The sequence below is a fragment of the Nesterenkonia sp. CL21 genome, from assembly GCF_031705515.1.
Taxonomy (GTDB): domain Bacteria; phylum Actinomycetota; class Actinomycetes; order Actinomycetales; family Micrococcaceae; genus Nesterenkonia; species Nesterenkonia aethiopica.
The window spans coordinates 1-22,557 of sequence record NZ_JAUTWR010000001.1 but is presented as its reverse complement, the minus strand read 5'-3'; the positions used below and the strand labels follow the sequence as shown (position 1 = coordinate 22,557).

General features: G+C 69.6%; 20 protein-coding genes. 17 read left to right on the top strand and 3 right to left on the bottom strand.

Annotation, left to right across the window (positions count from 1 at the left end):
• Window positions 1–64 precede the first annotated feature (64 nt).
• Together Q7C18_RS00100 and Q7C18_RS00095 are read right to left on the bottom strand one after the other, a co-directional pair.
• Window positions 65–1,114 (bottom strand): homocysteine S-methyltransferase family protein, encoded by a 1,050-nt coding sequence (locus tag Q7C18_RS00100; RefSeq protein ID WP_311023438.1) that lies wholly within the window; start codon window positions 1,112–1,114, stop codon window positions 65–67.
• 289 nt (window positions 1,115–1,403) lie between these two features.
• Entirely contained in the window at window positions 1,404–2,108 is a 705-nt protein-coding gene (locus Q7C18_RS00095) for a GNAT family N-acetyltransferase (RefSeq protein ID WP_311023437.1), read from the bottom strand.
• 163 nt (window positions 2,109–2,271) lie between these two features.
• On the opposite strand from Q7C18_RS00095, the gene Q7C18_RS00090 reads away from it, so the two are divergent.
• From Q7C18_RS00090 to Q7C18_RS00035, 12 genes are all read left to right on the top strand, one after another.
• On the top strand, window positions 2,272–3,222 hold the full coding sequence (locus tag Q7C18_RS00090) for a rhodanese-related sulfurtransferase (RefSeq protein ID WP_311023436.1): 951 nt from the start codon (window positions 2,272–2,274) through the stop codon (window positions 3,220–3,222).
• Entirely contained in the window at window positions 3,219–4,841 is a 1,623-nt protein-coding gene (locus Q7C18_RS00085; protein ID WP_311023435.1) for a methyltransferase, read from the top strand. The genes Q7C18_RS00090 and Q7C18_RS00085 overlap by 4 nt, the downstream gene beginning before the upstream one ends.
• A gap of 71 nt (window positions 4,842–4,912) precedes the next feature.
• On the top strand, window positions 4,913–5,647 hold the full coding sequence (locus Q7C18_RS00080) for a helix-turn-helix transcriptional regulator (protein ID WP_083277764.1): 735 nt from the start codon (window positions 4,913–4,915) through the stop codon (window positions 5,645–5,647).
• A 54-nt stretch (window positions 5,648–5,701) separates the two neighbouring features.
• Window positions 5,702–8,548 carry a type I DNA topoisomerase gene (topA, locus tag Q7C18_RS00075; RefSeq protein ID WP_311023433.1) on the top strand — a complete coding sequence of 949 codons (2,847 nt, stop codon included), beginning with the start codon at window positions 5,702–5,704 and terminating at the stop codon, window positions 8,546–8,548.
• A gap of 7 nt (window positions 8,549–8,555) precedes the next feature.
• Window positions 8,556–9,608, top strand: coding sequence for a Ppx/GppA family phosphatase (locus Q7C18_RS00070; RefSeq protein ID WP_311023432.1), 1,053 nt, complete (start codon window positions 8,556–8,558; stop codon window positions 9,606–9,608).
• A complete protein-coding gene (locus Q7C18_RS00065; protein WP_311023431.1) occupies window positions 9,595–10,479 on the top strand; it encodes a sugar phosphate isomerase/epimerase in 885 nt (294 codons plus the stop codon). Before Q7C18_RS00070 ends, Q7C18_RS00065 begins: the two co-directional genes overlap by 14 nt.
• Window positions 10,479–11,324: a pyrroline-5-carboxylate reductase gene (proC, locus tag Q7C18_RS00060; protein WP_311023430.1), complete on the top strand. Its 846-nt coding sequence runs from the start codon at window positions 10,479–10,481 to the stop codon at window positions 11,322–11,324. Before Q7C18_RS00065 ends, proC begins: the two co-directional genes overlap by 1 nt.
• A 10-nt stretch (window positions 11,325–11,334) precedes the next feature.
• Complete coding sequence (locus Q7C18_RS00055) at window positions 11,335–12,726, top strand: potassium transporter TrkG (protein ID WP_311023428.1); 1,392 nt, start codon at window positions 11,335–11,337, stop codon at window positions 12,724–12,726.
• Window positions 12,719–13,390 (top strand): TrkA family potassium uptake protein, encoded by a 672-nt coding sequence (locus tag Q7C18_RS00050; RefSeq protein WP_083277765.1) that lies wholly within the window; start codon window positions 12,719–12,721, stop codon window positions 13,388–13,390. The genes Q7C18_RS00055 and Q7C18_RS00050 overlap by 8 nt, the downstream gene beginning before the upstream one ends.
• A 37-nt stretch (window positions 13,391–13,427) precedes the next feature.
• Window positions 13,428–14,645, top strand: coding sequence for an acetoin utilization protein AcuC (locus Q7C18_RS00045; protein ID WP_396954314.1), 1,218 nt, complete (start codon window positions 13,428–13,430; stop codon window positions 14,643–14,645).
• Window positions 14,646–14,742: 97 nt separating this feature from the next.
• Window positions 14,743–14,841: a 30S ribosomal protein bS22 gene (locus tag Q7C18_RS00040; RefSeq protein ID WP_081652675.1), complete on the top strand. Its 99-nt coding sequence runs from the start codon at window positions 14,743–14,745 to the stop codon at window positions 14,839–14,841.
• Between the two features lie 111 nt (window positions 14,842–14,952).
• Window positions 14,953–15,255, top strand: coding sequence for a glutaredoxin family protein (locus Q7C18_RS00035; RefSeq protein WP_083277766.1), 303 nt, complete (start codon window positions 14,953–14,955; stop codon window positions 15,253–15,255).
• Between the two features lie 118 nt (window positions 15,256–15,373).
• Here Q7C18_RS00035 and Q7C18_RS00030 read toward each other — a convergent pair whose 3' ends face one another.
• Window positions 15,374–15,934, bottom strand: coding sequence for a hypothetical protein (locus Q7C18_RS00030; RefSeq protein WP_070162236.1), 561 nt, complete (start codon window positions 15,932–15,934; stop codon window positions 15,374–15,376).
• A gap of 319 nt (window positions 15,935–16,253) precedes the next feature.
• Between Q7C18_RS00030 and Q7C18_RS00025 the strand changes: the two genes are divergently transcribed.
• The 5 genes from Q7C18_RS00025 (at window position 16,254) to Q7C18_RS00005 (ending at window position 22,254) form a co-directional block, all read left to right on the top strand.
• Window positions 16,254–16,778, top strand: a complete 525-nt coding sequence (locus Q7C18_RS00025; protein WP_070162238.1) for a CarD family transcriptional regulator — start codon at window positions 16,254–16,256, stop codon at window positions 16,776–16,778.
• A gap of 47 nt (window positions 16,779–16,825) precedes the next feature.
• Window positions 16,826–18,220, top strand: coding sequence for a 2-C-methyl-D-erythritol 2,4-cyclodiphosphate synthase (gene ispF / locus Q7C18_RS00020; protein ID WP_311023420.1), 1,395 nt, complete (start codon window positions 16,826–16,828; stop codon window positions 18,218–18,220).
• Window positions 18,221–18,229: 9 nt separating this feature from the next.
• Window positions 18,230–19,696: a cysteine--tRNA ligase gene (gene cysS, locus Q7C18_RS00015; protein WP_311023418.1), complete on the top strand. Its 1,467-nt coding sequence runs from the start codon at window positions 18,230–18,232 to the stop codon at window positions 19,694–19,696.
• Window positions 19,689–20,684: a 23S rRNA (guanosine(2251)-2'-O)-methyltransferase RlmB gene (rlmB, locus tag Q7C18_RS00010; RefSeq protein ID WP_070158960.1), complete on the top strand. Its 996-nt coding sequence runs from the start codon at window positions 19,689–19,691 to the stop codon at window positions 20,682–20,684. The genes cysS and rlmB overlap by 8 nt, the downstream gene beginning before the upstream one ends.
• A 94-nt stretch (window positions 20,685–20,778) precedes the next feature.
• Window positions 20,779–22,254, top strand: coding sequence for a maltokinase N-terminal cap-like domain-containing protein (locus tag Q7C18_RS00005; protein WP_311023416.1), 1,476 nt, complete (start codon window positions 20,779–20,781; stop codon window positions 22,252–22,254).
• The last annotated feature ends 303 nt before the right edge of the window (window positions 22,255–22,557 follow it).

Sequence of the window (22,557 nt, the reverse complement as noted above, 5' to 3'; positions counted from 1 at the left end):
TCGCCCCGCCGCCGCAGTCGCCGTCTGAGGCCCGGCCGCCCGGGCCCGTCGTCGGCCCCTGTCGTCAGGCCCTGGAGCCGAGCTCCGCGATGTGCTCGGGCAGCCGGTCATGGGAGCCGTACATGAAGTGGTTCTCCATGCGCTCCGAGTAGCGGCTGGCCTCGGTGGTGCGGCCCACCGCCTCGGCCACCTGGCGGATGTGCATCGGGGACGCTCCGCAGCACACGCCGAGGTAGTTGATCCCCAGGGCGTGCGCCTCGGCGGCGAAGGCACCGATCTCATAGCGGTTGGTGAAGAGCGGGTCCAGCGCGGTGGGGAAGGTACGGCCATGCGGGGAGGGCACGGCGGCGCCGTCGTCGGAGAGGTTGAAGAAGGTGGGCTCCGCCTCGGTGGTGCGGTAGGGGATCGGCAGCGCGCCCACGTGGCAGGACACGGCCTCGCGGATCTGTCGCAGCCAGGACATCATGGTGGCCGGGCCGCGGAAGCAGTTCAGGCCGACGACGTCGGCCCCGGCCTGCTCCAGGCGCTGGCAGGTCTCCACCACGCCCAGGCCGTCGGCCATCTCCTCGAAGGCCATCGGCGCCAGCGTGAGCACCACCGGCAGCTCGGCGGAGCGGGCGATCTCCAGGGCGGCGAGCGCTTCGCCGGCGTAGTAGAAGGTCTCCCCGATGATCAGGTCGGCGCCCTCCTCGACGGCCCAGCCGACCATCTCCTCGAACATTCCGCGCACCTCGGCCTGCTTGGCGGGGTCGGCGGGGTCCCAGATGTTGGAGTTGGAGATGTTGCCGGCCATGAGGTCGCCGGGGCGCGCGTCGGCCACCTCGCGGGCGATCTGCAGGGCTGCGCGGTTCAGCGGCTCGAGCAGCTCCTCCTTGCCGATGACGCGCATCTTCTCGCGGTGTCCGTTGTACGTGAAGGCCTCGACGACGTCGGAGCCGGCGCGCTGGAAGTCCACGTGCAGCGCGCGCAGCGCCTCGGGGTGCTCGAGGGCCACCTCGGGGACGAATTCCCCGGCGGTGAGGTATCCACGGCGTTCCAGTTCGAAGAGGAACCCTTCGGCGCAGATCACCGGTCCGGCGTCGAGTCGGTCTGTGAACGATGGCTGGGCGGTCATCACCGCTCCTCTCAGTCATGGGATGTGACGTGCCACGGGTGGGAGCGGCCGATGCGAGGCCTCGCGTCTCCGGCCGGGTGGGTCGATCTGTCGTGGCGGTGACGCCGACTCTACAAGAATGATCACGTCGATGGGAATTATGTTCATAGAGTGACACGGAGGATCGGGAGGACGCGGCTTCAGACGACGACGGGCCGCCCCCTACGGAGCTCCGCCGGGAAGGGCGGAGCCGCAGGAGACGGCCCTCAGGTCGGCGCGGCGGTGCCGCCGCGCAGGAACGGTCGGAGGCTCAGGCCTCGCTCTTGAGGTCGTCGAACTGGGAGTGCGAGGGGCGGATGCGTTCGCTGCCCGGGGCGCCGTAGACGTAGACGTCGCCCAGCAGCGTCCAGCCCAGATACTCGTAGAGCTCCAGGCCCTCGGCGTTGGCCACCAGCAGGCCCTCCTCGACGTCGCCCTCCAGGGCGATGGCCACCAGGGCGCGGGTCACGAACGTGCCCAGGCCCTGACGGCGGAAGTCGGGATTGGTGTAGATGCGGTCCAGGACGGCGTACTCGTCGACGACGGCGACGCGCCCGCGGGCGGCCACGGTGTCGCCGGAGCAGACGGTGAACAGGGTCCAGCCGTCGAAGTCCTCCCGGGTGGTGGTGTAGCCCTCCGGGGTGATGGGGTCCTCGACGTCCTGGGTGCCCATGTCGACGACCATCAGCTTCTCTTCGTCGCTGATGCGCTCGAGGCCGTTGATGGAGTCCTTCAGGGACTCGTCGCCGGGCTCGGCAATCAGCGTCAGCAGTCGCCCCGGGCTCTTCGTGACCGCCGAGATGACTTGGCGCAGAGCGGTCTCGTCCGGGGCGTGGAGGACGTATTCCCAGTCGTCCGAATCGCCGGAGCGCAGGGCGGAGTGGACGGCTCCGTCGTGGTCGACGTCGTAGTCGTGGGTCCGGGCCCAGCCGGTCACCCAGGTGCGGACGAGTGCGTCGTTCAGCTCGGAAGTCATGAGACGACTATATGAGTTCAGACCGGGGGTGTGGGAGGGGCCACGGCAACGAGTTCATAAAGATCGATGCGCTGAACCCCGTGGTCAGCACGATCTGCGGGCGACTGACCAGGGGCGAAGGATCTGTCCGGATCGTCGGTGTGCGCCGGTATCCTGGTGCCCCGTGAGCATCTCGCGGATCGTCCTCTACTACGCCTTCACCCCGCTGTCCGACCCGGAGGCCGTACGGCTGTGGCAGCACACGCTGTGCCGGGAGCTGGGGCTGAAGGGTCGCATCATCGTCTCCCCCCACGGCATCAACGGCACCGTCGGCGGAGAGCTCTCAGCGGTGAAGCAGTACGTGAAGCAGACGCGTTCCTACGGCCCGTTCCGCGGCATGGAGTTCAAGTGGTCCGACGGCGGTGCCGAGGACTTTCCTCGACTCTCGGTCAAGGTCCGCCCCGAGCTGGTGGCCTTCGGGGTCCCGGAGGAGATCGAGGTCGACGAGCAGGGCGTGGTCGGCGGCGGCGAGCACTTGACTCCGCAGCAGGTCCACGAGCTGGTGGAGGCCAAGCGAGCCGACGGTGCGGAGGTGACCTTCTTCGACGGCCGCAACGCCATGGAGGCCCAGATCGGCCGGTTCAAGGACGCCGTCGTCCCGGAGACCGAGACCACTCGGGACTTCATCGCGGAGCTGGACTCCGGGAAGTATGACCACCTGAAGGACCAGCCGGTGGTCACCTACTGCACCGGCGGCATCCGCTGCGAGGTCCTCTCCGCGCTGATGAGGCGGCGGGGCTTCGAGGAGGTCTATCAGATCGACGGCGGCATCGTCCGCTACGGGGAGACCTACGGTGATTCCGGCTACTGGGAGGGTGAGCTCTACGTCTTCGACGGGCGCATGAACACCCGGTTCAGCCAGGAGGCCGTCACCCTGGGCGAATGCACCGCCTGCGGAGGGCCCACCAGCACCTTCCACAACTGTCGGGACCGTGGATGCTCCACGCTCATGCTCTACTGCGAGGACTGCCGCCACATCCCTGAGACCACGCGCTGCGCGGACTGCGAGGCCCGACTGAGCGCGCACCCGCAGGACCCCAACTCCGGACACCTCGAGAGGCCCCGACGCCGATGACCCGCCTGTCCCGCGAGGCTGCGGCCGCGCTGCCCGCCCCCCGTTCCGAGAGCGACGCCGCGGTTGCCGCCGTCGCTGTGCTGCGTGCCGAGCTTCAGGCCGCCCGGTTCACCAACGCACGGGTCTCCGAGCTGCTGGGTCCCGAGGCCGTGGCCGCCCTGGACCGGGAGCAGATCGCCCCGGGCCAGCTGGTGGTGTCCCGGCTGCTCCAGCAGGAGCGACCGGACCCCTGCGCGGTGTTCACCGCCCTGTGGCTGCTGGACATGGAGGTCGATGCCGACGTCGTCTCCGCCGCGCTGCCGCGGCTGGGAGCAGAGGGCCTGGAGACGCTGGGCCTGGCCCACCGCGACGGCGGGACCTGCCGTCCGTCGGTAGATCTGCGCCCCTATCAGGTCCAGGGCCGCGAGGGAGAGTCGGACCTGTGGGTCACCTCCGACCTCTCCGCTCATCAGGTGGACGGTCCTCTGCCTGCGGAGCATGTGCTCGGTGTCGGTCAGGCCAGTCTGACCCTGGCGTCGATCACCCACCGTCGCCCGGTGCGCCGGGCGCTGGACATCGGCACCGGCTGCGGCATCCAGCTGTTCCATCTGCTGGACCATGCTGAGCATGTGGTGGCCACCGACCTCTCGGACCGTGCGCTGGCCTTCACCCGCTTCAACCTGCTGCTCAATGCGCCTGCGCTGCGCCTGGACCCGCGCCGGCTGGCCGATCGGGTCGAGCTGCGTCGCGGGAGCCTGCTGGACCCGGTGGCCGGCGAGACCTTCGATCTGGTGGTCTCCAATCCGCCGTTCGTCATCACCCCGCGCGTCACCGAGGCCCGCGTGGGGGAGCGGTACACGTACCGCGACGGCGGCCGCACCGGCGATGAGCTCATGGCCGAGCTGATCGGGGGTCTGCCGGCGGTGCTCGCACCCGGTGGGACCGCCCAGATGCTGGGCAACTGGGAGGTCCATGGGGCCTCGGACTGGCAGGAGCGTCCCCGCGGCTGGGCTCAGGAGGCCGGTCTCGACGCGTGGTTCGTCCAGCGCGACCTCCAGGACGGGCCCGGCTATGCGGAGACCTGGCTGCGCGACGCGGCCGAGGAGCGTGACCTGGACGACTACCGGCGCCGTTACGCCGAGTATGTCGAGGACTTCGCGACCCGTGGCGTCACCGCCGCCGGATTCGGCCTGATCTGGCTGCACCGGCCCCGCGCCGGCGCGGGGCCGTCCTGGGTGCGGCTGGAGGAGATCACCCACCCCGTGGATCAGCCGCTCGGCCCGATCCTGGGGCATGCCGCTGAGCGGGCGCTCGCGGCGGCCGCCGACCCCGCAGCGGTGCTGGATCAGCGGCTTGTCGTCGCCGGGGACGTCACCGAGGAGCGGCATCAGCGGTTCGGCGCCGCGGACCCGGAGGTCATCCTGGCGCGTCAGGGCGGCGGTCTGCGCCGGGCGCGTCCCGTGTCCTCGGGGGCCGCGGGCGTGCTGGGCGCGGCGGATGGGGACTTCGAGGCCGGGCAGCTCATCACCGCGGTCGGGGCGTTGCTGGACGACGGGACGGTCGACGTCGAGCAGCTGACCTCCGCCCTGCGCGAGGAGGTCCTGGAGCTCTACGTGGACGGGTTCCTCACCGAGGCGTGAGGCGGCTGCGGGCGTCCTCGGATGACGCGCGATGATGTCTGCGTCACATCCGCTCGTCTAGACTTCCCACCATGTCACCTCGCGCCGCACTCGCAGACCACGATGACGCCGCGACAGGTCCGGCGGCCCCGAGGAGCGGGCACGACCATGAGGACCTGCCGCCGTCGGTCGTCATCGAGGACGTCCAGGCCATCCGTGCGCTCGCCCATGAGGCGCGGCTCACCGCCCTGGACGAGCTCTTCGGGACCCATCGGGTCTACACAGCCACGGAACTGGCGGCCCAGTGCGACATCTCGCCCTCGGCGATGAGCTACCACCTGCGGGCATTGGAGAAGTACGGATACATCCGGCGGGTGGAGCATGCCGGGGACGGACGCAACCGGTACTGGCAGGCCGCCGCCCGGCGGCTGCGGATCTCCGGGTTCGACTCCTCGGCGCACGCCAAGAACGCCTACGCCAACGCGCAGATCAAGTCGCTGCAGCGACGCATCGGGGACGAGATCCTGCGGCGTGAGCAGCGCGGTCCCAGCTCGGTGGAGCTGCACCCCATCCTGTCTTCGGGCATCCTGTCGCTGGATGAGGATCGTGCTCAGGAGTTCAAGGATCGGCTCTACGCCCTGGTCGCCGAGTACGAGCAGGCCTGCTCGGAGCACCCTGAGGAGGACCCGGCCAGTCGACTGCACTACTTCGTCTCGGCCATCGAGGAGCCGGTCCGCCGGGCTGCTCCGGAGGGGCCAGAAGAGCCCGCGGATTCCGGGGACGGGGCCGATGAGACGGGGTCGGAGGCCGACGACGGCGCCGTCTGACGGCACTGATATATTGAGCACCGCCGCCCACCCAACCCGACGTCGAGGAGTGCAGTGCCCCCCAAGGCCGCAGCAGGCAAGAAGCTGGTGATCGTCGAGTCGCCGGCCAAGAGCAGGTCGATCGCCAAGTATCTGGGCGACGACTTCATCGTGGACGCCTCGGCCGGGCATATCCGTGATCTGCCGCAGCCCTCGGACCTGCCGGCGGAGATGAAGAAGGGCCCGTTCGGGAAGTTCGCGGTCAACCCGGAGGACGGCTTCGAGCCGTACTACGTGATCTCCGAGTCCAAGAAGAAGAAGGTCTCGGAGCTCAAACGGGCGCTCAAGGAGGCCAGCGAACTCTACCTGGCCACTGACGCCGACCGCGAGGGTGAGGCCATCGCGTGGCACCTGCTCGAGGTGCTCAAGCCGAAGGTGCCGGTCTACCGGATGACCTTCACCGAGATCACCCGGGAGGGGATCACCCGCGCCCTGGACAACGTGCGCCAGATCGACGAGGACCTGGTCGACGCGCAGGAGACCCGGCGCATCCTGGACCGCCTCTACGGCTATGAGATCTCCCCGGTGCTGTGGCGCAAGATCGGCCGCGGCCTGTCCGCAGGCCGGGTGCAGTCCGTGGCGACCCGCCTGGTGGTCGAGCGGGAGCGGGAGCGCATGGCGTTCATCCCCGCCTCGTACTGGGACCTGGCGGGGACCTTCACCACCGACGCCGGCGAGTCCTTCGCCGCGAAGCTCCACGCCGTCGACGGCGCCCGGGTGGCCACCGGGGCGGACTTCGACGACCGCGGGACGCTGAAGTCCACCCGGTCGAAGTCCGAGGTCACCGTCCTGGACCGGACGGCCGCCGAGTCGCTCGCCGAGGGGCTGACCCAGGCGCGCTTCGAGGTCGACTCCCTCGAGGAGAAGCCCTACAGCCGCCGGCCGTCCCCGGCCTTCACCACCTCCACGCTGCAGCAGGAGGCCTCCCGGCGTCTGCGGTTCTCCTCCCGCGTGACCATGCAGGTCGCCCAGCGTCTCTATGAGAACGGCTACATCACCTATATGCGCACCGACTCGGTGACGCTGTCGAATGAGGCGATCACCGCGGCGCGCCGTCAGGCCTCCGAGCTCTACGGCCCCGAGTCCGTGCCGGAGAAGCCTCGGCACTACGCCAAGAAGAACGACTCCGCCCAGGAGGCCCACGAGGCCATCCGTCCGGCGGGAGACCACTTCCGCACCCCGGGCCAGGTGGCCGGGGAGCTCTCCAAGGAGGAGTTCCGCCTCTACGAGCTGATCTGGAAGCGCACCATCGCCTCGCAGATGGCCGACGCCAAGGGCTTCACCGCCTCGGTGCGGCTGACCGGTCAGGCCTCCGACGGGAGGCGCGCCACGTTCGGTGCCTCCGGAACCGTCATCACCTTCCCTGGCTTCCTGGCCGCCTATGAGGAGGTCAAGGAGAAGACCGCCGCCGAGGGCGAGGAGCAGGGGGAGAAGGACGACGCCGCATCCTCGGACCGGCGGCTGCCCAAACTGGAGCAGGGACAGAACCTCACCGGCGAGGACGTCCGGGCCAAGGGGCACGAGACCACGCCGCCGGCCCGCTACACGGAGGCGAGCATCGTCGCCGAGCTGGAGAAGCGGGAGATCGGTCGCCCGTCCACCTATGCACCGACGATCTCCACGATCATGGATCGCGGCTACGTGACCAAACGCGGGGCGGCCCTGGTGCCCTCCTGGACCGCCTTCTCCGTGATCCGGCTGCTGGAGGAGCACTTCGGCCGCTACGTGGACTATGACTTCACCGCACGCATGGAGGACGACCTCGACCAGATCGCCCGCGGAGAGATCGAGCGGGAGGCGTGGCTGCAGGGCTTCTACTTCGGAGCCGACAGCGGCGCCGAAGGGCTGCGTCACGTCGTCGACAACCTCGGGGAGATCGACGCCCGGGCCATCAACTCCATGGAGATTGCGGAGGGCGTCACCCTGCGTGTGGGGCGGTACGGGCCCTACCTGGAGCGTCCGAACCCCGAGGGCGGGGAGGGCGCAGAGCCGCTGCGCGCCAACATCCCCGAGGACCTTGCTCCGGACGAGCTGACCGCCGAGCGTGCGGAGGAGCTCTTCGAGAAGGCCCAGCACTCCGGCCGGGTGCTCGGACATGACCCGGAGACCGGCCGGGAGATCGTCGCCAAGGACGGCCGCTACGGCCCCTATGTCACCGAGGTCATCGAGGAGATGACCGAGGACCAGGTGCAGGCGTATCTGGACGCCCAGCCCACCGAGTACTACAAGAACGGCAAGCCCAAGCCGAAGAAGAAGCCCAAGAAGGAGAAGCCCCGCACGGGCTCCCTGCTGAAGTCGATGTCGCTGGAGACGGTGACGCTCGAGGACGCGCTGAAGCTGCTCTCCCTGCCGCGGGTGGTCGGCGTCGACGCCGACGGCGAGGAGATCACCGCTCAGAACGGGCGCTTCGGTCCCTACCTGAAGAAGGGCACCGACTCCCGTTCGCTGGAGTCGGAGGAGCAGCTGTTCACGATCACGCTGCAGGAGGCCCAGGCGATCTACGCCCAGCCCAAGCAGCGGGGTCGGCGTCAGGCGGCCGCACCCCTGGCCGAGTTCGGGCAGGATCCCACCTCGGAGAAGCCCGTGGTGGTCAAGGACGGCCGTTTCGGTCCGTACGTCACCGATGGGGAGACGAACGTGACGGTGCCGAGGGGGACCTCGGTGGAGTCGCTCACGAAGGAACGGGCCTTCGAGCTGTTGGCCGAGAAGCGCGCCAAGGCGCCGGCGAAGAAGGGCGCACGGAAGTCCGGCACCTCCACGAAGTCCGGTTCGTCGAAGTCCTCGAAGTCCTCCGGGGCGAAGTCCACGACGACGAAGAAGTCCTCCAGTGCCAAGCCCGCCACCGCAGGGTCGGGGAAGTAGGGGTCTCATGCGACTGGGCGTGCTCGACATCGGCTCCAACACCGTCCACCTGCTCCTGGTGGACGCGCACGTCGGAGCCAAGCCCGAAGCCTTCGCCTCGCATAAGCGGCCGCTGTCCCTGGTCCGTCACTTGGACCCCGAGGGCGCCATCACGCGGGCGGGGCAGGACGAGCTGATCGGGTTCATCGACGAGGCCGCCCGCTTCGCCGCCCGGCACCGGGCCGAGGATCTGCTGTCCTTCTGCACCTCGGCGATCCGCGAAGCCACCAACGGGGACGAGGTCCTGGCCCGCGTGGCCGCTGAGACCGATGTGGAGCTCATGGAGCTCACCGGGGCGCAGGAGTCGGCCATGACGTTCTTCGCCGCCCGTCGGTGGCGCGGCTGGAGCGCGGGCCACATCCTGAACTTCGATATCGGCGGCGGCTCCTTCGAAATGGCCTACGGGCAGGACGAGCTGCCCAGCACGGCGATGTCGGTGCCGCTGGGCGCGGGTCGGCTGACCCGGGACTGGCTGACCGAGGATCCCCCCACCAAGGAGCAGATCAAGGCGCTGAAGACCTATGTGCGGGAGGAGATCGCGGCCGCCCGCCTGGAGTTCCCGATGCTGAACTCCCATACCGAGGTGCTGGCCACCTCCAAGACGTTTCGTTCTCTGGCCCGGATGACTGGCGCGGCACCGTCGGCCTCCGGCCCCTATGTGCGTCGTACGCTGGCGCATAAGGACCTCAAGCCGCTGGTCAAGCGGCTGGGCCAGATGAGCGCCACCGAGCGGGCGGAGCTGCCCGGCGTCTCCGTCGTGCGCGCGCGGCAGGTCTTCGCCGGTGCGCTGGTGGCGGAGGCGGCCATGAAGACCTTCGGCATCGACGAGCTGCAGATCTGCCCCTGGGCGCTGCGGGAGGGGCTGATCCTGCGTCGGCTGGACGCCCTGGTGCGGGAGCACGGCGTCGAGGTCGCCCACGCGCCCGGGGTGGGCCATGTGGACCTCGCCCGCGAGCTGAGGCGGCCGACGCGCCGCGACGTCGCGGCGACTCGAGCGGCGGTCGAACATGCCCACCGCTGAGCCGCGCATCCCGGTGGCGCTGTCCACGTCCTCGGTCTACCCCCTCGGGGCGGCTGAGGGCTTCTCCATGGCGGCCGATCTCGGCTACGACGGCATGGAGGTCATGGTCACCCACCGGGCCGAGACGCAGCAGGCCGACGTGCTCAACGAGCTGTCCTGGCGCTTCGGGCTGCCGGTGATGGCCATCCACGCGCCCACGCTGCTGCTGACCCAGCAGGTGTGGGGCTCCGCCTGGGAGAAGCTGCGGCGCAGCGCCAAGCTGGCCGCCGCCGTCGGGTGCGCCACGGTGGTGGCGCACCCCCCGTTCCGCTGGCAGGCCGGCTACGCGGAGGGCTTCGCGGACGGCATCGCCAAGCTGGAGCAGGACACCGGGGTCCACTTCGCAGTGGAGAACATGTACCCGTGGAAGGCCGGAGGGCGCACCGCGGCCATGTACCTGCCGCACTGGGACCCGGTGGGTCAGGCTTACCCCCACGTGACCTGGGACTTCTCCCATGCGGCCACCGCGGAGGCCGACTCGCTGGACTCCTGCCGCCGGTTGGGCGGCCGGCTGCGGCATGTGCACCTGACGGACGGCTGGTCCAACGGCTTCAAGGACGACCACCTCATCCCCGGCCACGGCGAGCAGCCCGTCGCGGAGACCCTGGAGCTCATCGCCTCTCCCGACTTCGCCGACGGGCAGGGGTTCCGAGGCGTGGTGGCGGTGGAGGTCGCCACCCGTGCGGCCAAGCAGGTGGGTGAGAAGGAGCGTTGGCTGGCAGAATCACTGGAGTTCGCCCGCCGCCACCTGGCGCGCGGCGCGGCCTCGGCCGACGGGGCCGGGGTCGATGACACGGCTGACGCAGCTGACACGGAGGAGGAGAAGTCCTGATGCGCATCGCGATGCTGGGGCTCGGGTCCATGAACGGCGCCATCCTGTCCGGCTTTCTCGCCTCGGGGGTCTCGGCCGACGACGTCGTCGCCACCTCGCGTTCGGCGGCCTCCGCCCGGGCGCGGGCCGCTGAGCATGGCGTGACTGTGCTGGCGGAGGAGGACGACGCCGAGGCCAACCGTCGCGCGGCCGCCGAGGCCGACGTCGTCTTCCTGGGCGTGAAGCCGCATGGGATCGTCGCCCTGTGCACGGAGATCCGGGACGCGCTGAGGCCCGAGGCGGTGGTGGTCTCGGTGGCCGCCGCGGTGGACCTGCAGATGATGCAGGACGCCCTGCGCGCGGGCCAGCCGGTGATCCGCTCCATGCCCAACACGCCGCTCTCCGTGGGCCTCGGTGTGGTCGGCCTGGTGCCGGGCGCCCACGTCACCGCGGACCAGACTGACCGGGTGAAGGGCCTGCTGGAGGCCTGCGGGGCAGTCCATGTCATCGACGAGGCCCAGATCGATGCCCTGACCGGCATCTCCGGCTCCGGGCCGGCCTACGCGTTCCATCTGGCGGAGCACATGGCCGCCGCCGGCGTGGAGCTGGGGCTGGATCCTGAGCTGGCCGCCGACCTCGCCGCCCGGACCGTGCAGGGCGCGGGGACGATGCTGGTGGAGAACCACGTCTCGGGCGCCGCCGATGCGGCCGCCCTGCGGCGAGCGGTGTGCTCGCCCAACGGAACCACGGAGCGGGCCATCGGCCAACTGGACGCCCATGGCGTCCCGGAGGCCGTGGTGGCTGCCGTGAAGGCCAGCGCGGACCGGGCCGCGGAGATGACCGCACAGCTGCGAGAACAGGTCTAGGCTCTCTTCCATGGTGAGGGACCGACAGCCGCAGGCCCGAGGGGGCCTGTGGTCAGACTTCATGGGGTGGATGAAGGCCATGGCCGGGGCGTCCCCGGCCCGCGCGGCGCTGCTCATCTTCGCCTTCGCGATCGCCTTCTTCACGTCGCTGCTCATGATGCCGTGGGCCACGGCCAGCGGGCGTCCGACATCTCTGCCGGACGCCCTGTTCGTGGCCACCTCGGCGGCCACGGTGACCGGGCTGACGCCGGTGAACACGGCGGACCATTGGTCTCTGGCCGGGCAGATCACCATCATCATCGCCATCCAGCTGGGCGGCCTCGGCATCCTCACCGTGGCCTCCGTGCTGGCCGCGAGCGTGTCTCGCAGCCTGGGGGTGCGCACCAAGCGGCTGGCCCAGGAGGGTTGGAAGACGGATCAGCTCGGTGAGGTCGCCAGCCTGATCCGCATCATCATCATCATCTCGCTGGCCATCGAGGCGGCCCTGGCGGCCGTGCTGGTGCCGCGGCTGATCGCCATCGAGGGCGACGTCGTCACCGGCTTCTGGCACGGGATCTTCTATGCGATCTCGGCGTTCAACAACGCCGGATTCGTCATCCACTCCGAGGGGCTGGCGGACATCGGCTATGACCCGATCTCGGTCTGGGCGATCATGATCGGCGTCTTCATGGGCAGCCTGGGCTTCCCGGTGCTGTATGTGCTGTGGCGGTTCCGCTGGCACTACCGCAGCTGGAACCTCCACGCGAAGCTCACGGTGGAGGTCACCACGCTGCTCATGGTCGCCGGCGCCGCGATCTATGCCTTCCTGGAGTGGAACAACAACGCCACCATCGGCGAGATGCCGATGTGGGAGAAGCTGCAGAGCTCGCTGTTCGCCTCGGTGAACATGCGCTCGGGCGGATTCGCCGTGGTGACCTCGAACGACGAGAACTCCACCACCATGCTGATCTCGGACGCCCTGATGTTCGCCGGGGGCGGTTCGGTCTCCACGGCGGGCGGCATCAAGGTCACCACGATCGCGGTGATCTGGTTGGCGTTCCTGGCCGAGGCCCGCGGTGACAAGGAGTCGGTGGCCCATGAGCGGACCATCCCGGGCTCCGCCGTGCGCGTGGCGGTCTCGGTGGTGGCCATGGGTGCCACGCTGGTGCTGATCTCCACGCTGGCGCTGATGCACATCACCGGCCAGGACATGGAGCGGCCGTTGTACGAGTCGATCTCCGCCTTCGCGACGGTGGGGCTGACGTCCGGGCTCTCGGAGGAGCTGCCGCCGTCGGGCCTGTACATCCTGACCGCCTTGATGTTCGCCGGCCGTGTGGGCATCATTTCATTCGCGGCGGCGCTGACCGTGCGTCAGCGCACGACGCGCTACCGCTATCCGGAGGGGAGGCCGATCCTTGGGTGATCGCCGTCAACAACGCAATCGTCCCGTGCTGGTCGTGGGGCTGGGACGGTTCGGCATCGCGCTGGCCGAGCAGCTCATGGCCCAGGGCAAGGAGGTGCTCGCCGTCGAGCGGCACCGGGGGCTGGTCCAGAAGTACTCGGACACGCTCACCCATGTGCTCGAGGCCGACGCCACCGACATCGAGGCGCTGCGCCAGATCGGCGCCGACGAGTTCGACTCGGCGGTCGTCGGCGTGGGCACCTCCATCGAGTCGTCGGTGCTGATCGCGGTGAACCTGGTGGACCTGGGGGTCCGGCACGTCTGGGCGAAGGCCATCAACCCCACCCACGGGAAGATCCTCAAACGCATCGGGTGCCATCACGTGATCTATCCGGAGCACGACGCCGGCGTGCGCGCCGCGCACCTGGTCTCCGGGCAGATGATGGACTTCATCAAGTTCGACGACGACTTCGCCATCGTCAAGATGCGGCCGCCGAAGGACCTGCAGGGCAAGACGATCGACCAGTGCCAGCCGCGGCGTCGACACGGGGTCAATGTGGTCGGCGTGAAGTCCCCCGGCAAGGAGTTCGTCTACGCCCAGCCGGACACCCTGGTGTCGCCGGGGGACACGATCATCGTCTCCGGAGACGTGACGAAGCTCGAGCACTTCGCCGAGAGCGCCTGATCGCCTATCCGGGTCGTCCTGTCGTAGGCTCGGGCGTGTGACACAGCCCTCGTTCCACGCCGCCGTTCCCACCACCGTGATCTGGGATCCGGCGCTGCTGGAGTACCGCTTCAACGCCACCCACCCGATGGATCCGGTGCGCCTGGACCTGACCCACAGGCTCTGCCGCGAGTTCGGGATCCTCGACGACCCTCTGGTGCGTCTCGTCGCGCCCGGCATCGCCGACGACGCCACCCTGCTGACGGTCCACGACGCCGACTATGTGGGGGCCGTCAAAGCCGCTTCGGCGGACGGTCTCCCCGCCCCGCAGCACGGGTTGGGCACCGAGGACACCCCGGTGTTCCCCCAGCTGCATGCCGGGGCGGCGCGGATCGCTGAAGGCGGCCGACTCTGCGCGGAAGCCGTGCTGACCGGGGAGGCCGTCCATGCGGTGAACTTCGCAGGGGGCCTGCACCATGCCGGCCCGGCGCGGGCGGGCGGCTTCTGCGTGTACAACGACGCGGCCGTGGCCGTCCAGCGGCTGCTGGACGGCGGGCTGTCCCGGGTGGTCTACCTCGACGTGGACGCCCACCACGGCGACGGCACCCAGGACATCTTCTACGACGACCCCCGGGTCATGACGATCTCGCTGCACCAGACCGGGGTCTCGCTGTATCCGGGCACCGGGTTCCCCGATGAGACTGGCGGTACTGCGCCGGACGGCACGAGTGCCGCCGGCACCGTGGTCAACGTGGCGCTTCCGCCCCACACCGGCGACGCCGGCTGGCTGCGGGCCTTCCATGCGGTGGTGCCGCCGCTGGTGCAGGCCTTCGCCCCGGAGGCGGTGGTGTCCCAGCATGGCTGCGACACTCATGAGGAGGACCCGCTGACGGACTGTCGGCTCAGCATCGACGGGCAGCGTCAGCTGGCCTTGGACGTCGCGCATCTGGCGGAGGAGCACTGTCAGAACCGCTGGATCGCCACCGGCGGGGGAGGGTATGAGGTCCACCGGGTGGTGCCTCGCAGCTGGACGCATCTGGTGGCGATCGCCGCCGGCGATCCGCTGCCGCTGCGCACCGCGGTGCCCGAGCCCTGGCGGGACTACGTGCGGCGCACTTGCGGTGTGGAGACCCCGGAGCGGATGCACGACGACGCCGAACTGTGGTGGCGCAGCTGGGAGCTCGGCTATGACCCCGCGGACGCGGTGGACCGGGCGGTCATGCAGACGCGCAAAGAGCTGTTCCCGCACTACGGGCTCGACCCCTGGTTCGACTGACCAGGCGCTGAGGGCCGATTCCAGGCATGGGCCCAGTAACCGCTACACTGTTCCGAGACCTTTCGACTATTCACCGACAGACAAGGATCTGCTCCCTATGGGCTCAGTGATCAAGAAGCGCCGCAAGCGTATGGCGAAGAAGAAGCACCGCAAGCGTCTGCGCAAGACTCGCCACCAGCGGCGCAACAAGAAGTAAGCTCAGCTGAGCTGACACAGACCCCGGAAGCGTCCGCGCTCCCGGGGTCTGGTCGTCTCCGGGGAGGTCCGGGGCGGCTGAGTCTCATCGACGACCAGGAGGCTGACTGATATGGATCCGTCCCAGGAGCAGAGTGCGGTGAGCCCGGGCGGCGCGGGGGACCGCGGCGTCCTCGTGGAGGTGCTGACCAAGCCGGGCTGCCATCTCTGCGAGGAGGCGCTGGCGGTCACCGCCGAGGCCTGTGCGGAGTTCGCGTTGGAGCCGGTGGAAGTGGACCTGAGCGCCGATCCGGAGGCTCTGGCCCGCCATGCTGAGGAGATCCCGGTGCTGCGGATCGACGGTCGGGTGCGCGATTTCTGGCGCTTCGATCCGATCCGGCTGCGGCGGATGCTGCGGGAGGCGACCGCTCGCTGAGCGGCGGCCCTGGCCTGCGGGTCGTGGGTGCCCCCGCAGATACGAGGAGGGCCCAGCCGATCTCTCGGCTGGGCCCTCCTCGCAGGAGCCGACCGCACGGGTCGGCCGGAGCGGATGCTCAGTGGCCGTCGTCGTCCGGGTCGTGGTGTGCGGCCCCGGAGCCCCAGGTGTCCGGTCCGTGCTCGAGGTGCTCCACCACGGCCTCGTCGTAGCCGTCCGGGAGCAGGGCCCGGTACTCGGGCAGCACGCCGTCGAGCACGGTGGCGCCGATGTCCTCCGTGTCGCCGTCGACCGTGAGGGTGACGTCGTGGATGCTGCCGGGGGCTCCGCTGAAGCCCTCGACGATGAACTCCTCATCGTTCTCCAGGGAGACGGCCTGGCCGGCCGGCACGGTGAAGGAGTGGGACTGGCCGTCGGCGCTGATCTCGACTTCGACGTCCTCGACTCCGCCGTTGTTGACGGTGCCGATGGCACGGGCGGGTCCGCCCTCCTCGGCGCCGACGAAGGCGATGTGCCGGAACTTCACGTCGTCGATGTCGACGCGCACGCCGTCCGACCCGGAGTACTGGTGCGTGGTCGCCTGGTAGTTGATGGCGCTGCAGCCGGTCACGCCGATGACGGCGACGGCGGCCAGGGATGCCGCGGCCGCGCGGCGGACCTGGGAGGGGGCGAGCTTCACGTCGAGAGTCTCCTCACGATGTCGGTGCGACGATGATCGCCTCCAGACTACGTCATCTGTGTCCGTGTCAGGAGGCGTCACGCCGCAGATGTGGCCGCGCGGAGAATGGTACGGACGCCGCCGGGGAAGGCGGTGACCAGGCCCGAGGTCGACGTCGACCCCAGGTCCGCGCGGAAGGCGGGTGTCAGCCGTGATTCTACAGGTTGTCGAAGAACTGCGGCCGCACACCTTATGCCGTGTGACGGCAAGGGTGGGATCCGACACGCTGTCGCGCATGTGATCCGTGATAAACTTGTCCGCGGGAAAGGGGAACAATTACATGATTTTTGAGGTCGGCGAGACAGTCGTATACCCGCATCACGGAGCGGCCACCATCGAAGAGGTCAAGATGCGTACCATCAGGGGCGAGGAGAAGATGTACCTCAAGCTCCGCGTCTCCCAGGGCGACCTGACGATCGAGGTTCCGGCGGAGAACGTCGACCTGGTCGGCGTGCGTGATGTGGTCGGCAAGGAAGGCCTGGAGCATGTCTTCGATGTGCTGCGTGCCGAGTACACCGAGGAGCCGACGAACTGGTCGCGTCGGTACAAGGCGAACCTGGAGAAGCTGGCCTCCGGCGATGTGAACAAGGTCGCCGAGGTGGTCAGGGACCTCTGGCGCCGGGAGAACGACCGAGGCCTCTCCGCGGGGGAGAAGCGGATGCTGGCCAAGGCGCGGCAGATCCTGGTCTCCGAGCTGGCTCTGGCCAAGAAGCTCGAGGAGGACGAGGCGGAGAAGCTGCTGGACGAGGTGCTGGACGAGGCGCCCAAGCCGCAGGACGCCGACGCCGCGTCGGCGAAGAAGTGACCTGAGGCCCGACCACGGAGCGAGGCACACAACAGGTGAATCATCAGGTGGGCCCCCAGGTCGCACCGGCTGAGACGAAGCGCCCGGATGCTGAACAGCACCGGGCGCTCGTCATTGTCGCGGCCGGAAGCGGACAGCGTCTGGGGCACGGCATTCCCAAGGCTCTCGTGGAGCTCGGCGGCCGTCCGCTGCTGGCGCATGCGCTGGACTCTCTCGGCCCGCTCCGGGCGCCCGGCCTCGGCATCGACCTCGTGGTCCTCGTGCTGCCGGGGCTGCCGCCGGCCCGGGAGCGGCTCGCGGCGCTCGGCGCCGAGCATGCGCGCCGCGCGAGCATCCCGGTGATCGTCCGCGACGGCGGCCCCTCCCGTCCCGCCTCCGTGGCGCGTGGTGTGGACGCCGTGGCCGAGCAGGCCCGGCACCATGGGTGGGATGAACGCTCCCTGACCGTCCTGGTCCACGACGCCGCCCGGCCGCTGACCCCCGCGGACGTCGCCGAGCGGGTGGCCCGACAGGTGGAGGCCGGTTCGGTCGCCGTCGTGCCAGCGGTCCCCGTGACGGACACGATCAAGCGTGTCGATCCGGCCGGACGCCTCGGCCACCACTCGGAGCAGGCCGAGCAGGTGCGCGAGACCCTGCCTCGGGCCGAGCTGCGGGCTGTGCAGACGCCGCAGGGCTTCACCCTGGAGTTCCTGCTGCGGGCCTTCGCCCATCTGGGGGAGCTGAAGGCGGAGGAGGCCGAGGCGCTGACCGATGAGGCCATGGTCGCTGAGGCCCTCGGGGTCGACGTCGCCGTGGTCTCCGGGGACGCCCGTGCGCTGAAGATCACGACTCCGGCGGATCTGCTGGCCGCCGAGGCGCTGCTCGCCGAGCGCGGCTCTGAGCCGTCCTCGCCGGGCACGGACCCTGCGGGGAGGCCCCCGGCCGTCGTCGTCCCGCGGGTCGGCATCGGGCATGACGTCCACGCTGTGGCATCGGCGGGGGAGCCTCGGGAGCTCTGGCTGGCGGGCCTGCATTGGCCCGGCGAGCAGGGACTCACCGGGCATTCCGACGGCGACGCGGTCGCCCATGCCGCCTGCGACGCCCTGTTCAGCGCCGCCGGTGTCGGAGACCTCGGCGTGCACTTCGGGGCGGACACCCTGGGCACGGACCGGGAGGACATGGAGGGAGCCTCCGGTGTGCGACTGTTGGAGGAGGCGGCGCGGATCGTGCGTGAGGCAGGATTCGAGATCGGCAGCATCTCGGTGCAGTTCGTGGCGAGGCGCCCCAAGTTCGGTCCGCGGCGCGAGGAGGCGCAGCGGGTGCTCTCGGCGGCGGCCGGGGCCCCGGTAGCGCTCAGCGCGACCACCTCGGACGGGCTGGGCTTCACCGGCCGCGGCGAGGGTGTGCTGGCCACCGCCACTGCCGTGCTGATCCCGCAGTCCCCGTCGCCAGCGGTCAGTTAGGCTTTCCCCGTGGCACTGCGACTCTATGACACCAAGACGGCGACCGTCCGCGACTTCGAGCCCCTCCAGCCGGGACGGGTCTCGCTGTACTACTGCGGGGCCACCGTGCAGGGCCGCCCGCATGTGGGCCACGTCCGCTCGGCGGTGGCCTTCGACATCCTGGTGCGCTGGCTCGAGCACAGTGGATACGACGTCCTGTCCGTCCGCAACGTCACCGACATCGATGACAAGATCCTGGAGAAGTCTGCCGCGTCGTATGCCGCGGACTTCGTGCCGGATGAGGACTACCCGGCGGGGGAGCCCTGGTTCGCCCTGGCCTATCGCTTCGAGCAGGCCTTCCATGAGGCCTATGACGCCCTGGGTGTGCGTCGGCCCCGGTATGAGCCGCGCGCCACGGGCCACATGACAGAGATGTTCACGCTCATCCGCCGGCTGATCGACGCCGGCCACGCCTATCCGGCCACCGACGACTCCGGCGACGTCTATTTCGACGTCCGTTCCTGGCCCGCCTACGGGGAGCTGACCCGCCAGCGGGTGGAGGACATGCAGGACGCCCCCGATGCTGATCCGCGCGGCAAACGGGATCCGCGCGACTTCGCGCTGTGGAAGGGACATAAGGACGGGGAGCCGGAGTCTGCCTCCTGGGACTCGCCCTGGGGTCGTGGTCGGCCGGGCTGGCATCTGGAATGCTCCGCGATGTCCACCAAGTACCTGGGTCCGACCTTTGACATCCACGGCGGCGGCCTGGATCTGCGCTTCCCGCACCATGAGAACGAACTGGCCCAGTCGGCCGCGGCCGGCGACGGCTTCGCCCGCTACTGGCTGCACAACGGCATGGTCACCTACGAGGGCGAGAAGATGTCCAAGTCGGTGGGCAACACGATCTCTCCAGAGGAGATGCTGGCGTCGGCCCGACCGGTGGCGGTGCGGTATTTCCTGGGTCAGGCGCAGTACCGCTCCCAGCTGGACTACCGGCCGAGCTCCCTGGCTGAGGCCGAGGCCGCCGTCGACCGCATCGAGACCTTCCTCGCCCGTGCAGGCGAGGTCGAGGAGATCGCTCCCGGCGATGCCGTGCCCGAGGGGTTCGCCGCGGCGATGGACGACGACCTCAACGTGCCTGCGGCCCTGGCGGTGCTGCACGACACTGTCAGGGCCGGCAACACCGCCTGGGATGCGGGAGACCGCGGCACAGCCGTCGCCCGTGTTCGGGAGGTGGCGACGATGGCCTCGGTGCTCGGCCTGCTGGACGTCCCGTCCCCGAGCCGCGCTGCGGACGACGCCGGCCACGCCGCCCTCGCTTCCCTGGTGGAGGGTCTGCTCGAGGAACGGGCCGAGGCCAAGGCGGCGAAGGACTATGCGCGCGCGGACGCCATCCGTGACCGGCTGACGGCGGTCGGGGTGCAGATCGAGGACTCCCGCGACGGCGCCCGCTGGTCCCTGGCCCGTGGAACCGACAAGGAGGCCGCTCATGGCTAAGGACTCTCGACCGAAGTCCGCCGCAGTGCGGAAGAAGCAGAAGAAGGGAGCCGTCGTCGGCTCCGGCGGGCAGGGGCGCCGCAAGCTCGAAGGCAAGGGCCCCACTCCGAAGGCGGAGGACCGGGTCTATCACAAGGCCCACCGGCAGAAGAAGCTGGCGGAGCGCGCCCAGGCCAAGCAGACTCAGCAGCAGTCCCGCGGCCGGCGCGGCTCCGGGCACGGAGCCGATGACGTCGTCGCCGGGCGCAACGCGGTGGTCGAGGCGTTGGCCGAACGGGTGCCGGCCCGCGAGCTGCATATCGCCACCGACATCGACTCGGACGGACGGGTGCGTGACGCACTGCGCCATGCCGCGGAGCAGGGTGTGCGTGTCAAGGAGGTGGCGCGCCGTCAGCTGGACACCACCACCGGCGACGCCGTCCACCAGGGCGTTGCTCTGGTGCTGGAGCCCTATGACTACGCCGACCCGGTGGAGCTGACCGAGTCCCTCCTGGAGAGCGCGAAGAAGGGCCACATCCCGCATCAGCCGCTGCTGGTGGCCTGCGATTCGATCACGGACCCTCGTAACCTGGGCGCCATCCTCCGTGCCTCGGCGGCCTTCGACGCCGACGCCGTGATGATCCCGGAGCGTCGCAGCGCCGGCGTCACCGCCACGGCGTGGAAGACCTCGGCCGGGGCGGCGGCACGGATCCCCGTGGCCCGTGCCAAGAACCTGACTCAGGCGCTGAAGGAGGCCAAGGATCAGGGATACTTCGTCCTGGGGCTCGACGGCGGCGGAGAGGTCGAACTGCCCGGGCTGGAGCTGGCGCTCGAACCGATCATCCTGGTGGTGGGCTCGGAGGGCCGCGGGCTGTCGCGTCTGGTGCGCGAGACCTGCGACCAGATCGTCTCGGTGCCGATCGCCTCCTCGACCGAGTCGCTGAACGCCTCCATGGCGGTGGGGATCTCCCTGTATGAGGTGGCGATGCGTCGTCGGCGTGCCGACTGAGCGCGCGGATCGCCACGAGATCGGGGTCACCCTGCGGTAACGTCGGTGAGGGGGCGGGCAGGCCCGTCCGGATCTGAGGTGTGAGGAGGCACGGATGGCGCGAGTGCGTGGTGAGGAGCAGCCTGGCTTCCTGGAAGTCATGGAGAACTGGCTGGTCCACCAGCCGTGGTTCCCTGCGCGCCGAGGTCGTCGCGTCTTCACCCGCGTGGGCGGTCTCCGCCTTCCGACTCCCGCCGGCGATGCCGACCCGGAGCTGTTCCTGGAGGTGCACGTCTTCGACGTGGACCACGTCGCGTCTCGACGGGAGCGTCACCGTGACCAGGTCGCCGTTCCGGTGGCCGTGCGCAGTCGGCCCTCCGCCCTGGCGGGGAAGAACGCCTTCATCGGCCGGCTGGCCCGAGCCGACGGCGCTGAGGTGTGGCTGTACGACGGCGCCCGGGACCGCGCCTTCCTGGCCGCCTGGCTGGAGATGGCACGACGCCGGCAGGGCAGTCGCAATGGGCGGTCCAGGGGAGAGGCCATGGCCGGGTTCGATCAGTGGTCCCCTTTCACCGTCCAGCTGCGCCGGACGGCGAGCGAGTCGAAGCTCCGCCCGGTGACCCGCACGATGGTCACCCCTGAGGGGCTCTCCGACGACGCCGGTCTGTCCCAGCGCGCCGTGGTGGAGTTCCAGCGACGCCCCCGTTCCGTGCGGGACATCGAGCTCGAGACCGCGATGACGCTGACCGAGTCCGACTCGTCCTCGATCGCGAAGGTGCTCGGCGTGGTGAGCTGTTCGTGGGAGGACCGCACGGCCGCACTGGCAGAAGGCGTGGAGGAGGCCTGGGCCACAGGTGACCTGGCGATCATCCGGGAGGCGATCGGCCAAGCCCCCGATGGACGGACCCTGGCCAGGAAGGCGATGGCAGAGGGGAAGACCTTCAAGCGCCTGGCTCGGCGGATGGGTCGTGCCCTGGGTGACTTCCACGCGGACCTGGCGACGGCGTTCGGCGGGCACCCGCAGAGCCGGGAGCAGCTGAAGGTGATGGCGGACCAGGCACGCACCGATCTGCGGGCCCACTGGGAGCAGGTCCGTGAGGAGTTCGACGACGATGAGCGCACGGACATGGCGGAGGTCGTCGACCTGATGCTCTCCGAGCTGCGAGAGGTCGACGAGCCTCTGCAGGTGCAGCGCATCCATGGAGCCTTGGGCCTGGCGCACACCCACCTGGCGGATCCGGAGTCGGAACGATGGATCTTCAATGAGGACGGCGGCATGGCAGACCAGGCTCTGCCGCTACGGGACGTCGTCACCATGCTGATGTCCTTCGCCAACGTGGTGATGGAAGCCGCGAGCGAGGGCCACCAGGGCAAGAAGCCGGCCGAGGTGGACGCGGTGAACTTCGGACAGTGGTACGAGGACGTCTCCGAGGTGTTCCTTGAGGGCTACCGGCAGTCTGAGGCAGACACCACCGGAGTGGACTCGGTGTTCTTCCGAGCGGCCATGCTCTCTGAAGCGATGGACCTGTTCTCTCGCTGGCAGGGGCAGTGGGTCTTCCGGCCCTCGATGCTGCTGCAGGCGGAGTCTTGACCAGGGGGATGTCGCGAGCGTGAGCCGTGCGTCGCGAATTGTGACCACGGTCTCATCCGCGTGCAGCTCCCGGAGAGGGGCCCTGACAGGGCTGGATCCCAGTGCTGGCGCGGATTTCGGGGCGCTGTTCACGCCGAGTTTACATTCGCTCAGAGATGGTGCTAGAGTTTCATTCCGCGCCGGGGACGACGGCAAGGCCGACGGGCCTGGCGCAGGCTTCGAAGTCTTCGAGGCCATCCTGATGAGATCGAGCAGCTCGGATCGAGCGGGTTTGACAAGCAGGATGGATCAGGTAAGATAGAG